This is a genomic window from Eubacterium ramulus ATCC 29099 (assembly GCF_000469345.1).
GTDB lineage: Bacteria > Bacillota > Clostridia > Lachnospirales > Lachnospiraceae > Eubacterium_I > Eubacterium_I ramulus.
Map to the genome: position 1 here is coordinate 13911 of NZ_KI271187.1, position 14112 is coordinate 28022.

Consider the following 14112-nt stretch of genomic DNA (forward strand, 5'->3'; position numbering starts at 1 on the left):
AGTCCTTCCTTATTATACTGATTATATGGAAGAATGATACAGTGAGAAAAATGTCAAAATTCTTGAATAAAAAGAAAATATTCATGTATAATAGTGTTAAGAATAGCAACAATATTGTTGACATGCAATGGTTGGTTTGTTAAAATTATAAACAGATATTTAGGAGGGTAAGCATGAAAGAATTTAATGGAGAAAAGTTTTGCAAGGATATTATTGAATTAAGAGGAACAGATTCACAATCAGCATTTGCAGAGAAACTAGGGATTAATAGATCAACATTGTCTTTGTTGGAAAACGGGAAACAGATTCCAACACTTGAACTTTTTAACAAATTGTGTACTTTGGCGTCAAAAAGTACGGAGGAATATTTTAAAGAAACAACAAAGGATTCCTTAGTATATTTAATGGGAAGTCTTGATGAGGCTGATAAGGTGAAAATTGAAGAGATGTCTGAACGCATTCGCATTAAGGAGAAATATGAGAGGTTAGCGAAAAGGAGTAGTTATGTCGGATATTAATTATAAAGAATTATTTGAACACTATTACCAGAAGGATTATGATTTCAATACATCTTCTTTGTCAGCGGAGCAAATTAAAGATATTAAGCAGACAGCACGGCAGATGAGGGTGGACTATGCATTAGCGCCAATGGGAACTAGTATCTTCAACTGGATATTAAACCAGAATAGTAACATAAGATTTGAATTGGTGCCATTTGATTCTGAAAATATTGATGGTATGCTTTATGTGCCAACAACTGGAAAGGATTGTGCATATATCATATTGAATGTAAATAAGCCATTGATTAATCAGATTTTTACGGCTGCTCATGAATTTTATCATTATATCAAAGATTATAAAAAATTTAGAGAAACGCCGTATATCTGTGATTTTAATAAGCTGAAAGATATAAATGAGATGTGTGCAAGCCGGTTTGCGGCAGAACTATTATTGCCAGAAGAAGCACTGCTAAGAGAAATCAAAGATTATTTGGTGAATATGAAAATTCCAGATACCAGTAAAATGACCTTTCATCAGTATGCGACTTTGATGATTTTTTTAACAGTAAAATATCAAATGCCATTGAAAGCTGTGATTTACAGATTGGCAGAGGAAGGATACATTAAAAATATCGAAGAATATATTAAAAATTATGAATTCATAAAAAATGTGTTAAGGGAGATTGAGATATTTAAAAAACGTGTTGAAGAACTTTATAAAAAAGAAAATAATTATGTTCTTCCGTATAGTTCCACATATGTAGATATGGAAAGGGCCTTTTCTACAGGGAATGCATCAAGGGAAGAAATTCTGGAAGATGCTAAAAAACTTGAATTGGATATGAAATTAATTGATGATATTCTTGCGCAAGATACGGAAGAAGATGACGAAGAAACAGATGATGAGGAACTCTTTGCCTTGATTCGTGCAAAAAGGGGGTAACTACAGATGATAACACCATTGAAAAAAACTCCTTTGCATGATTTGTTGAATAAACCCGTTTTATTCGATGCTAATATTTTCATGGTGGGAATTGAAGATAGAATATCTAATAAGAATTGCTCTTTTGAAAATATGAAACAACTGTATATACAGCCACTTTTTGAGAGTTTCACAGATATTTATATCCATAATGAAGTATATAAAGAATTAGATGAGAATGCAAAAAAGATGGTTGATACATATATAGGGAAAAATGTTACAATCGTAAAAGAAGATGGAGTGTATGGAACAGATCCATTGTATACGACGATTTTTAACCATATTGCAGGGCATGAACTTGTGAATTATAAACGGGGAAATTCAAAAGACAGAGGGGAAGTATACAGTTTAGCTTATGCTGCATACCATAAGATGAACTATTTTTGTTCCAAGGAAATTATGGTGGATAATATTGCACACGAACTGAAGGATTTACAGGATATTGATATTATTACATTTGATATTATTGTTTTAGCAGCGTATATTTATTATGTACATAAAAACGATTTTTCAAATACTAAAGGATTAAAATCTATTTATAAAAGGTATTGTGCAGATGTTATCAAAAGGCACGGATTGCCGAAAACATTAAACGAATATATTAAGGCATCATTAGAGTATTTATAAAGCAGACTTTGACAAAAGAATGATATGCTTCAGGTATTTTAAAATTACTAGAAGTTTTGCTATCTTCGGATCGTGAAGTAAAGGAAAAGAAAGAGATATTACAGAATGATTTTTCAATTGAAATGACAAAGACATTAGAAAGTGAGGTGTCTATTATGTGTAATCTGAGTAAAGGCGTTGAAGAAAAAGGAATTCAAAAAGGAATTCTTCTTTCAATTAGAAACCTTATGGAAACAATGGGGTGGCTGGCAGAACAGGCAATGGAAGGACTGAAAATTCCTGAAGAAGAAAAAAGGAAATATTTAGATGAATTAAAAAAAGCCTAAAAAAATGCAAAGTGGTCGTGGAGATGGTGTTTCAGTTATTATAAAAACACAGGCTTATGTGGATAAAAATGGAAAAGAATGCAATCCATTAGAAACACCAAATACCCGATTTATCCATTTAAAACGTCCCAAAATCCAATATATTCAGAATACGGATAAATAATATGAGAGAGATCTTGTAAAACGATTGTTGACAGTTTCTCTATCTAATGTTAGGATAAGGTTGTATTCATTTATGTACAATCAATTTGTGCAATGAATTTTTATTCTGCATGGTAGCAGAAGAGTTACTTTGGCATAGTCTGCAATAAAATATAGGAATAAGTTTAAGACAAGGTATAGAAAGACAAATACCTTGTCTTTTTTTGCGTGTAGGAAGGAGGAACATACCTAAAAATTGCAGACAGAAAGGAGAGAAAATGGCAGAGATAAAATTATTTGACACATGGACATTTCAGGAAGAAATGCCGGAACCATTCAGCCGGTTTTTACAAAAAGAAGGATTACGAAAAACCACTACCATGGTGGAATGTCTTTCCCAGTATAATCAGGGAAGACAGGCAACACTGCATCCCCCTACATTGAGGGCAATGCTCAATATTGCAGGGATTTATTTGAAACAAATAGAAGGAGCTCTTGGGTTTCAAAAAGGAAATTATGATTTGTTAAATTTCTATTGCATGGAATATGTAAAAGGAAAACGACGCTACGCATTGGTTTATAATCCGATCAGTGCAAAGATACGTGGTGTCTGTAAAACAGAGAAGCAAACATATGCAGCTCTGGATTCCGTTGAAAGAAACATCAGTGATGGAGAGGAGCTTTTGGCAATGCTTATTTATGTCAGTCTGGAAAAGAAAGAAGCATTATATAACCTGGAGTTTGCTCAGAATTTTATTTTATTCATGCAGCAGATGAAAGAAGGATGGAAAAATGCAAAACTTGCATTAAAAGCAGCTTTTCTTTGTTGTGATAACCTGTACCGGAGAGTCGAAAATGTACAGGATTTCAGCAATGAAGGAATTCCGTTGGAGAAAAGCCAGCTTGGAAAGAATGGTATGGAACAACTTTCCACACTTGCAATCGAAAGTGAACTGTATGCACCAAACGATGCGATAAAAGGTACATTTCGGATTTTTGGAGAAACGAAGAAAGTAAGAGAATGGACGTTAAAAGAATTACAGAAAATTTACAGACAGCACTGGCAGGTTTCTAAAGATTATCAAGACCGTATTCCACGGCTTCCAGAGGATATGAAAGTTGGGGAATATGCGCAGGATATCCTTTCTGCAATTGTAGAGTCTCCTTTCCGGAAATTTATGATCACCGGAAATGCAGGAACAGGAAAGACAACAGACGCACAGATGATTGCCCAGATTTTAGGAGTGCCTTATTTTGCTTTGAACTGTGGACCGGAAACCGATGAAAGTACACTGGTGGCAGGGATTTATCCAAATTTCAGGAAAAAGACCGAAGATAGCATGAAGTTTCCTTCTTTACAGGAATTTGTTACAGATCCGATGCAGGTATTAGAAGAAGTAGCCCATACAAGAAAAGAAGGGATTACCAAAAGCGAAGCCTTTCGGGAACTGTTAGATGCAGTGTATCAGTCCGGTTACCAGAAAGCAAAAAATGAAGGGGATTTTGTAATGCAGGAATCGGAAATCATAAAAGGCTGCCGAATGCCTTCAGTGATTGAAATTATGGAGGCTTCCCTTATTGTAGAGCCGGGGACACTTGGAAAACTTAACCGGTTATTAGATGACTCCAGGAAACTGGACCTTCTGTACGGGGAAGTCGTAGAACGACATCCAAATGCAATTATCATCATCACTACCAATCTGAATTATGTTGCAAATAGGGAATTTGATTTTTCCGTGGTATCCAGAATGAATAAGGTACAGCATCGCAAAGATTTAACAGAACAGCAGTTGGCAGAACGTGCAATGTTTCGGACAGGCTGCAAAGATATGGAAGTTTTAAAACAGATGGCAAAGGTAATGAAACGACTGGATGCAGTCGTAAAAGAAGAATTTGGAAAAGCCGGACTTTGCGGCTACCGGGAATATGAAAACTGGGTATATGAATATATGCGCACCCAAAATCTTGTAAAGGCTGCAGAAGATACGGTATTATCCAAGCTTGCATCCGATGAAGAAGATAGGGATATGCTCCGGCAGGTATGTATGGAGATTTATGTAGAGCAAGGGAAGGGATCTGTATGAGAAGTAAAGAAATAGGAAATAGCAGCCAGACAGAGAAGCGCTTGCTGCGGGATATGGAAGTATTTTCTTCTCCTCAGTTTTTAAGGTTAGTGCAACGGATTGGAAAAGAAATTACAGATAAGCATGATGCACAGATCCGGTTTTATTCCGATGCAACGGATCACAGGGCCGGTTATTTTGAGGGGCGCTATATTTATATCAATACCATGAATATGCTTACACAAAGTTTTCCGACTTTGGATTTGAGAAGCAAAAGCCTGATAGGCGTGGAAGGACATGAATGCGGACATCAGAATTACAGCAGTATCTATCTGAGACGGAAATATATAGATGGAATTGCAAGTGGGATTTTATATCCAGCCTGGCCGCTGCCGGAGACGGAGCGAGAAACTGGATTTTTACAAAGTATGAAAGAGGGTTTTCAAAAGAAAGATGCGGTTCTATTAGGACTCTATCTGCAAACAGCCGGAAGGCTGCATGGATATCTGGAAGATGCCTTTATCGAAGAACAGATGTGCAGAAGGTTTCCAGGAAGTATCCGGCAGGGGATTTTGCAGAACCGTAAAAGGAATATGGAGCAGATTTCTAGTCTGAAAAGCCAGATTGTACAGAAGAAATCAAAGCTGAAGATTATGTTACTTCTGTTGGTGCAATATATGTTTACCCATAAGGTCAACACATGGGACGGAGAAGTTGCAGAATATATGGAACTGCTTAGAAACTGTATTCCGGTTCTTTTGAAAACGACTGTTGATATGGGGGAAAGCGCAAGGTATCTTGCAACAAACCAGATTTTATTGAAGTTGTGGCCTTTGCTTTTAGAAGAAGCGGAAGGTATGGAAAGAAAAATAAAATCGACAGGAGAAAACAAAGAGAGCGTATTGAAACAGGCTTTTGATGAGTGGAAAAAAGATCTGCCACAATACTCGGAAGAACCTTTCTGCAGGGAAATCCGCATGGAGCGAAAGGAAGCTTCGGATGTTCTTTGGAATGGAGGAGAACTGAAACGTACTTTTTCAGAAGAAATGCAATCCATTCAAATGGAAAGAGAAAGTGTAGTAAAAGAGAAGGAAAGGCTGACAGAAGGAAAGACAGAGCCTTTGCTTTCTGAATTGGAGCAAGAAACTGTAAAGACAATTGATATTGGAAGAGAACTGCACAATATTTGTCTGGAATTAAAAAGAGAAGCAAGGGAAAAGGGATATGAGGAATGGATGCGGGAGCGTTTGAAAGAGATTTTAGAAAATACGGAGTTTACACCTGTGAACCGGGAAATTAAAAAGCGTGTTTTCCGAAAAGAAGTCATTTCACAAACCGCATATCAAAAATATAGAATTTTTCAACCGCAGATAAAACATACTTTAATGAAAATGAAGCAGGATTTACTACCGGTTTTAAAAAGGAAGAAAACCCATATTTTACGTTACCAGTATATAGGAAAAAGATTGGATATGGCACATCTTTGGAATCCTGAAAAAAGAATTTTTCAGACCAAAATTCCTTCTCAAAACATGGATACAGCGATTGGATTTTTATTGGATCAGTCTGGTTCCATTGACAGGAAACGGTGGGAAACCTCTGTGCTGACAGCCCTTTGTGTGGTGGAATTTGCACAGGTATTTGGGATACCGGTATGTGTGAACGGACACTGCACAGGGAGAGAGCATATAGGCAGGAAACGAGAGGAAATTGTGTGTTTGCATTCCTATTTAGAGTTTGGTGAGAAAGAGGAAGGCAAGTACCGGATTTTGGATATGGAGACAGGCGGAGCCAACAGAGATGGGGCGGCTCTTCTTTACATGGCAGAAAAAATGGTAAAAAGAAAGGAAAAGATGAAAATCCTGATTTTTTTCTGTGATGGACTTCCAAATGCACAAGGCTATGGCGGAAAAGTAGCAAGGGAAGATTTACAGAAGGTACAAAGGCAGCTGAAGCAGAAACAGATTACTTTGTTTGTGGCAGCGATTGGAAGGGATCAGGAGGATATTCAAAATATTTACGGGAATGCCTGTATCAATGCGGAGAATCTGGAACAGCTTCCGCATCAGATTGTAAAGAAACTTTTAGAATACATGGGATAGAGAAACAGGACAAGGGACTTTTTCAGGTCTCTTTTTTGATTGGAGGAATTATGGAGCAGAAAAAAGAATGGATTGAGGATTTCTGGCGTACAGGGTATGCAATCCGTCTGGGAAAAGACCAGTATTTTCAGGAAATCAGAAACAAACGTATTGTAACCGCAAAAATTTGGAAAGCCGCTTTCTTTCAAAGCTTAAGAGAAGCTGAGATATTTGCTCAAAAACATCTTTGGTATACGGGAATGGATCCGCAGATTTGCTACCGTGCTTGGGTACTGGTATCTATTGAAAGTGAAGAAGAACAGGAGTTGTTTTGGAATGGAAAGCAGTTTGTCCCGGAACTTGGGAAGGCAAAACTTTTTTCCAGTTCGCAGGAAATGCAGACTTATGTAAAACGTTTGGGACTATCCAGACAGACTTATCCGGAATTATTGCCGGTAGAGAAAAAACAGATGAAAAATGCAGCGTAAGGAGGAAACAGGATGGAAATTAAAAATTTAGCACAATTAAAACGGGTTATACAAGAGAAAAGAGAATTTATTATCAGAGTACACCGACAGGAAAAATTTTTAGGACAGAAGAGAATACCTAACGTGGTACAAAGTAATGGATTTTATTCTGTCATATCCGGACAGCCGGAGCATGAGGTCAGTTGTGCAAATCATGGAAAAGGAAGCTGGATTGATTTTGGGAAAGCAACTCAGTGGGAATTTCAGGAGGAGACATGCAGTATGTATTTGCCAGAAATGGAGCATATACCTGAAAACCTGATTTGGACGATTGAATTTTGCAAGGATAAAAAGAATATCCCACAAAAACTTTCCTGCTCCATTCTCTGTAATGCTTATTATCATGGGGAATTATTGCTGCCAGAAGCAATAAAAACCTTCCCGGAGGCACTGGAATACGCGAAGGACCATTTAGATGAAATTCCATTAGGAGAAATGAATTATATCGAAAACAGTGATGTACTCGATCAGGAGAATTGTGAGCTGGTAGCTGCCGATTCGGAAGAAATTCCAGAAGACAGCAGCAAAGAAAACGGTTTGAAAAGTTCCAAAGAGGAATGGTGGAGGATCATTGAAGGAATAAAAGAACATGAAAGTAGACTGGCAGAACAGGGAAGGACAGAAGATGCAGAAAAGATTGCCAGAGGTATGGACTTTTTCTATCCAAATGATGTTGTAACGGAGATTTTAAAAGATGGAGATGGAAGAATTTCTGGGATAAAAAGAGGAGAAATTTCTTTATCAGATGACGATTATTATTTAGCAGATACCCAGGAACCTTATTCCTTCCGTCAAGTTACTTGGGAGGATATTCTTGGAATAATGGAGGAATATTCCAAGAATGGTTATCTGCCTCCCATCTTTTCAAAGGGAACGGTTATCTGGCTTTCAGAAGAATATGAGAGCGATTCCAAAACATCAAGATTTTACTATCCGATGCAGCTGCCACCATGGAAAAGTCTGCAAATGATCCGAAAGTTGGATTGCTGGTATGCAGATACCGATTTGGATCGTAGGGAATATGCAGAAGAATATCAAAGGATTGTATCTGGAATTTTGCATGGTCTTGTGATTTTAAACCCGAAAAAACTCGCATTAGAAGAGGTGATTAAAGAATGGGAAGTGAATTTTACAGAACCCGAAAAAAGTGGGTATCGAGCAGCCTTTGATGAAATTCGTAAAGGTAAAATCCCAATTGTTCGGGACTGTAATTACATAACAGATTAACCACAAAAGAAAGAAATAAAGGGCTGTGCAAGACAGCCCTTTCCAGAAAGGAGAACAAATGGATATATTAAAAGAAAAAATAGATGCAAACAGTTTTCAGACTATGAAGCATATCATTTTCCTTACCTCAACAAAGAATGATAAGATACGGTATTTTGAAAAAGAAGAGGCAGATAAACGTTTTCTTCCAATAGGGAAAGAACAAAAGGAGGAAGACGCTTATACCTTTCAGTATCCGGGTGAGATGCTGGAGAGGTATGAAGAAAAGATAGGGGATACTGTTCAAATCCGCAGGGCACTGGCATTTGCCCTTGTAACTATGTCTGATTTTCATGAAGCACAAATGTATGTGGGAACACAATATGAAAACTTTCTGAAACGGATAGAACGAGAAGCGAAAACCGATATTTATCTGGCAGGGGCTATGTGTTTTTTAACTCCGTCTGAAAAGAAACAAAAGTTTTATTATGAACGGATTAAAAGTTATTCATACAAAGAACTTGCAGAATGTATGTGTATCCTGTTTTTATTCAAAGGGAAAAAAGAAATCTGGGAAATGCTAAAAGAAAATGTATGCTCTTTCTTTGAAAATGAAAGAGCAGTAAATATCTTCCAAAATGCTGAAATGTATATCTGGTTTTTCAGAACTTATGAAAAGGAAATTAAAAAAGAAAGAAAACAGATATTTTCGAGATTAAAACTTTTGGTGAAGATGCAGCATACCTACGTAAAAGAACGTTCAGATCTATTTCAGCAGATGCGAAAGGCAGGTTACCAAAAAGAAGAAATTTTTTATTTAAACCTGCGGATGCTGCAGGCTGCAAAGGAAGACAAGTTAGAAACAGTAAGCCAGATAACATGGGAGCGTGCTTCAGAAAGTTTTTGCATTTTTATATGTAACCAGGAAAAGGAATATTCGGAGGAGCTTTATCAGCTTTGCAGAGAACTAATACAAAAGCATCGTTCTTATGAAATCAAAATCGGCGGATATGATGGGATTTTAGGCGCCATGAAATGTCAGGTAACTGTTAAAAATTCCAAGATATATGCACTGCTTCATACTTATGCAGGAGAGCGACAGGCAAATCCTAGCTGGTTTTTTATTCCATCATGTAAAACACAGGCAAAGAAAATCTTTTCCCTGTTGGGGAAAAAGGATTTTGATAAAAAAATACGGGAGACTTTATATAATCAGTCTTTTACGGAACAGGAACTTCAGGAGTATCTGAAGATTTATCAGGAATTGACAGATGTAGATTATATTCAACAGATGCTGCAAGAAGAGAATTATCAAAATCATAAAATTTTTGAAACATTTGCAGAAAAGAATTTCTTAGATCCCCGACAGATTATAAAAGAATTGCTTACAAAGGGAGAAGGAAAAGCGATTTCTGAATGGGAAGAACCGGAAAAAAAGAAGTATGGCTATATTCTTTCCTATATCGAAGATTTGGATACGGATTTAAAATTTCAGACTGCAAAACTTCTTTTGGATAACCGATCCATGGAAGAAATCAGAAAAGAAGGAAAACGGAATTTCTTATGGAAGAGTGTCGGAATTCAGGAATTTTATTACAGACGGGAATATGATAAGATGAATTTTTTGAAACTTCATTTGCAACCAAACCAGGTCCTGCAGTTGTTTTTCTGGATAGAAGAATCTGTTTATCGGTTTCAGCCACAAAAATATTTTGCTTTTCTTTTAAAAGTCTTGGAAAAAGAGGAAAATCTTATTTGGCTTCCGAAAGAACAGGCACAGGAATTTTGGAAAAAACTAATGGAGCTTGGGATAGAAGAAGCTGGAAGTAAGAAATTTAGAATGCTATACATGGAGAAAGAGGAACGGGAGAAGTTTTATAAAGAACAGGAAGAAGCCGCAAAACAGAAAAAAGTGGCTGAACTGGAAAAGCAGACAAAAGAAGCATACCAGCATTTTTGGAAACTGCAGCAGGAGAAAACAGCAGAAGAGATTTTTTGGAAAATCGATTCACTTTTCTATTCTTATCAAAAAGAAGCCTATATAAAAGCAACGGTTCAGTTCCTAAAAAAATATTTAGAAAAAGTGGGGTGGAAATTACCAAAAGCAGCAATTTGGGAATATTTAAAACTGCTATTAAACTTAGGGAAAAAAGAAGGGATAGAGATTGCAACTATAAAAGAGTGGTTGATAAAAACGGAGGTAGAAGATGCTTACGACGGTGAAGGAACACATGGAAATTATTAAGGGGTTGGAAGGACTTGGCTGGCAGGAGATTTTAGGATTTTCAAATCAGCAGCTCCTTCTTTTTACAAAAGAAATTGATACAGAGAAAAAGAGAAGAATATTAAAACAGCTTCCAATCGAGTATGGAAAGAAATTGGTTGCCTATCCGAAAATTCTTTCAAAGATTATAAGTCTACTGGAAGCAGGAATTTCAGCCTATAGAATAGAAATGTTTATCGGCAGTGCCGATGAAAAACTATTTGACCGTTCCTATGAGGAATTGGAAGCAGCTTTGAAAACAGAAGCAATTTCGGACAGATACGTAGCTGTATATCTCCAATATTATTTTTCCAGCCATTTGTCCGAAAAAGAGTGCAGTACATTAAATGGAAATCTGGAGTTTCTCGAAACATATTGTGATAAAAAGCTACAAGATTTAAGCTTTTCAGAACGAATGTTTTTGAAAGAACCGATTTTTACAGGGGACTTTTTAGGAGAAGTGATTGGAGAAGAACACTTCTTTCAGGATTTAGGAAAAGTGAATGTATTGGAACTTTTGAAGTATTTGTCAAAGTTTCAACTGCCAATGTTAAGTAAAGAGGCATATAGGCAGATTATAAAAAATGCAGAAGAACTTTATCCGTTATTAAGAAAAATCGCAGACCGCTTGCATAAAGACGTGCTGTCTTGTTTTTTGACAAGGTGGCTGGAGAATGAACAGTTATTGTTTGATTTAAACAGATTTGTAAGACAAGGATGGATTTCGCAAGGGAATTTCTATACAAGAGCAGGGTATATACAGGAGGTTTACCGGTATGCCATAAAAGCGGTGGACCGATTGAAATATTATCAGGAGTCAGTACTTCTTTATGCAGTCAAACATCAGAAAAAACACTTTTTGAAGTTGTATGAAGAAAATACAGAACTGTTTCTTGAACTTCCATGGAATTCTATTTTATTTCAAAAAGCATTTTATGAGGAGTATGTCAATCTAAATACATTAAATTTTCAAAATTTAAAGGAATGCAGAAAAATAAAGGAATGTTCTGCTATAGAAAAGACAGATATGCTACAAAAAGAGTATACTTTTGCGGAAATAAAATTATTTGCTGTCTGTCCTGACAGAGCGTATATCCGTTTGTACCACAAACTAAATTATAGAAGGGTAGACGATCGGTTGAGAGTTATGCAGGAAGTGGTGAAAAAGAGACTCTTGGACAAGGTAACCAGCGAAGAAACGCTGGAAAGAGTTGCGGCTTTTTTATCCCACAAACCATTATCTAAGTGGGTGAAAGAAGAATTGGGAAATATTTCCGGCCTAGTAGGGATGGATATACTAGATTTGTTTCTTTCCTGGGAAGAAGTTGTACGTTTTCTTCCAGAAGTGAAAAATGGTTTCCAACTGCGGTATTTGATAGCAAATAAAGAAAAATTAAGTGGATACCCAAATTTTCAGTCTGTCTATGCTGAACTAGTAAAAAATGATCCTCACTGGGAATGGATGAAGAACACTTTTGCTTTCTCCGATTCGTTTATCAGAGAACATGAAGCAAATATCCAGACATTTCTGGAACAAGGCGGTTCTGAAATTTTGTATGAATTTTATAAAGGAGATACCGGACAGACAGAAATGTTGCGTAGATTGTTGGTCGCAGAGCTTATGGGGAAATTTAAAGACTTAAAATACCATGATGCAGATCTGGAAAAGGAACTTGCTTTTCCGATTTCAGAAAAACAGATGAAACTGTGGGCAGAAAATCTGCAACTTCAGAGAAAGGAATGGAAGATCTGGGAAGAAGACCGTTTTCTTCCGGTGATGCAGATTGGGGAGCTGCCGGATAAAACCTGTTTGAGTTACAAGACAGGAATGTATCGAAAGTGTCTGCTATCCTGCTTTGACAGTAATAAGAAAATTATATATATTTCTTATCAAGGTAAGATTGTCCTTAGGGCAATCCTTCGGCTTACAAAAGCATCTGAAGAAAAAATGGAAAGGGAGAACAAAGAATTTCAATTTGTAGATTTTACAAAGGATACGGGAAAGAAAGAGAAACCAGAGCAACTGGTTCTGTTTTTGGAAAAAGCCTATGTAAAAGGGATTTCAGACAGATTGGAACAGGAGATGTTTAAGCTTCTTTTTCGTATGGTAAAGGAAAAAGCAGGAAGACTCAGCATCTCATTGTTGATCAGTCGTGATTACTTTGGGAACATTCCAAGTGGATGGTTTCAAAAAGAGAGTAGATACATCTATATCTCGGCTACCAAAGGAAAAGAGCAGTATTTGGACTCCCTAGGTGGAAATCATGGAATTGCTTCTGAAGGAAAATACCTGCAAGCATCGGTCTTCCGTCCAATATCCCCGGAAAAGTGTGCTTATGAAAGAATGGAGGGAGAGGAATTCTCTGAAATATCATAGAAAATTCAATTTGTCAGGTCCTATGAAGTTTGATATAATAATCGTAACAAGAGAGTGACTGGTTGTAGAAAAGAGAGGAATTTACGTGGAACATACAAAAGCAGATATTATATTTAAAGATTTTTGGCGGAATAATGAACGGTTTGCCGATCTTTTCAATGTAGTTGTGTTTGGAGGAAAAGAGGTTATTAAGCCAGAGGCATTGCATGAAATGGATACGGATGTTTCCGGTGTCATTCAATTAAAAGATTATAAGGAAACGTTATCCAGAACAAGAGATGTCATTAAAAAGACCGCTTATGGAGTAGAATTTGTTGTTCTTGGAATTGAAAGCCAGCAGCATATTCATTATGCCATGCCGCTACGTCATATGGTGTATGATGCAATGAGTTACCTGAAGGAATATCAGGAAATTACACGCAAATATAAAAAAGATACCGGGAAAAAGACAGAAGATGAATTTTTATCAAAGATGAAAAAAGATGACCGGCTTCATCCGGTTATCACATTGACAGTGTATTATGGAGAAAAACAGTGGGACGGACCGTATTGTCTGAAAGATATGATTGTAGAAATGCCGGAAGAAATTGCCGCTATTTTCTCAGATTACAAAATGAACCTCTTGGAAGTACGGGATTCAGACCGATATGTGTTCAATAATACAGATGTTCAAAGTGTTTTTGAAATTACCAGGGAAATCTTTGCCGGCCATTTTGAAAAAATTCAGGAGAAGTATGGAAACAAGGAGATGGGTTCAGATCTATTAACAGTTGTCGGTCAGATGACAGGATCAAAGGAACTGATTCGTATGAGTAGAAATATGGAGGTAAACAGTATGTGTGAGGCATTAGAAAAGTTGAAAGAAGAAGGCGAACAAATGGGTAGAGAAAAAGAGCGAGAAGCAGTCATTCTTACAATGCTGCAGAATAATTATCCGATTTCTGAGATTTGTAAACTTTTGAATATCCCCGAAGAAGAGGTGTTAAAAATAAAAGATAGAAAATAATACCATTTTTCAG

General features: G+C 36.7%; 11 protein-coding genes. All 11 read left to right on the plus strand.

Annotated features, from left to right (window positions below):
- Nucleotides 1–173: 173 nt before the first annotated feature.
- The 11 genes from HMPREF0373_RS14820 to HMPREF0373_RS17430 all read left to right on the plus strand — a co-directional run bounded on the left by HMPREF0373_RS14820 (nt 174) and on the right by HMPREF0373_RS17430 (nt 14099).
- Nucleotides 174–518, plus strand: coding sequence for a helix-turn-helix transcriptional regulator (locus HMPREF0373_RS14820; RefSeq protein WP_021740609.1), 345 nt, complete (start codon nt 174–176; stop codon nt 516–518).
- On the plus strand, nt 505–1443 hold the full coding sequence (locus HMPREF0373_RS14825; RefSeq protein WP_021740610.1) for an ImmA/IrrE family metallo-endopeptidase: 939 nt from the start codon (nt 505–507) through the stop codon (nt 1441–1443). Before HMPREF0373_RS14820 ends, HMPREF0373_RS14825 begins: the two co-directional genes overlap by 14 nt.
- Before the next feature lie 6 nt (nt 1444–1449).
- Nucleotides 1450–2109, plus strand: coding sequence for a hypothetical protein (locus tag HMPREF0373_RS14830; RefSeq protein ID WP_021740611.1), 660 nt, complete (start codon nt 1450–1452; stop codon nt 2107–2109).
- A gap of 155 nt (nt 2110–2264) precedes the next feature.
- Nucleotides 2265–2435, plus strand: a complete 171-nt coding sequence (locus tag HMPREF0373_RS16855; RefSeq protein WP_154104341.1) for a hypothetical protein — start codon at nt 2265–2267, stop codon at nt 2433–2435.
- A gap of 419 nt (nt 2436–2854) precedes the next feature.
- A complete protein-coding gene (locus tag HMPREF0373_RS14840) occupies nt 2855–4660 on the plus strand; it encodes a hypothetical protein (RefSeq protein WP_021740614.1) in 1806 nt (601 codons plus the stop codon).
- Nucleotides 4657–6741, plus strand: coding sequence for a VWA domain-containing protein (locus HMPREF0373_RS14845; RefSeq protein ID WP_021740615.1), 2085 nt, complete (start codon nt 4657–4659; stop codon nt 6739–6741). The genes HMPREF0373_RS14840 and HMPREF0373_RS14845 overlap by 4 nt, the downstream gene beginning before the upstream one ends.
- Nucleotides 6742–6791: 50 nt before the next feature.
- Nucleotides 6792–7208, plus strand: coding sequence for a hypothetical protein (locus HMPREF0373_RS14850; protein WP_021740616.1), 417 nt, complete (start codon nt 6792–6794; stop codon nt 7206–7208).
- Nucleotides 7209–7220: 12 nt separating this feature from the next.
- Nucleotides 7221–8474, plus strand: a complete 1254-nt coding sequence (locus HMPREF0373_RS17195; protein ID WP_021740617.1) for a hypothetical protein — start codon at nt 7221–7223, stop codon at nt 8472–8474.
- A gap of 58 nt (nt 8475–8532) precedes the next feature.
- Nucleotides 8533–10698, plus strand: coding sequence for a hypothetical protein (locus HMPREF0373_RS14860; protein WP_044964829.1), 2166 nt, complete (start codon nt 8533–8535; stop codon nt 10696–10698).
- Nucleotides 10685–13093, plus strand: a complete 2409-nt coding sequence (locus HMPREF0373_RS14865) for a hypothetical protein (RefSeq protein WP_021740619.1) — start codon at nt 10685–10687, stop codon at nt 13091–13093. Before HMPREF0373_RS14860 ends, HMPREF0373_RS14865 begins: the two co-directional genes overlap by 14 nt.
- Nucleotides 13094–13178: 85 nt before the next feature.
- Nucleotides 13179–14099: an Rpn family recombination-promoting nuclease/putative transposase gene (locus HMPREF0373_RS17430; protein WP_021740620.1), complete on the plus strand. Its 921-nt coding sequence runs from the start codon at nt 13179–13181 to the stop codon at nt 14097–14099.
- Nucleotides 14100–14112 lie beyond the last annotated feature (13 nt).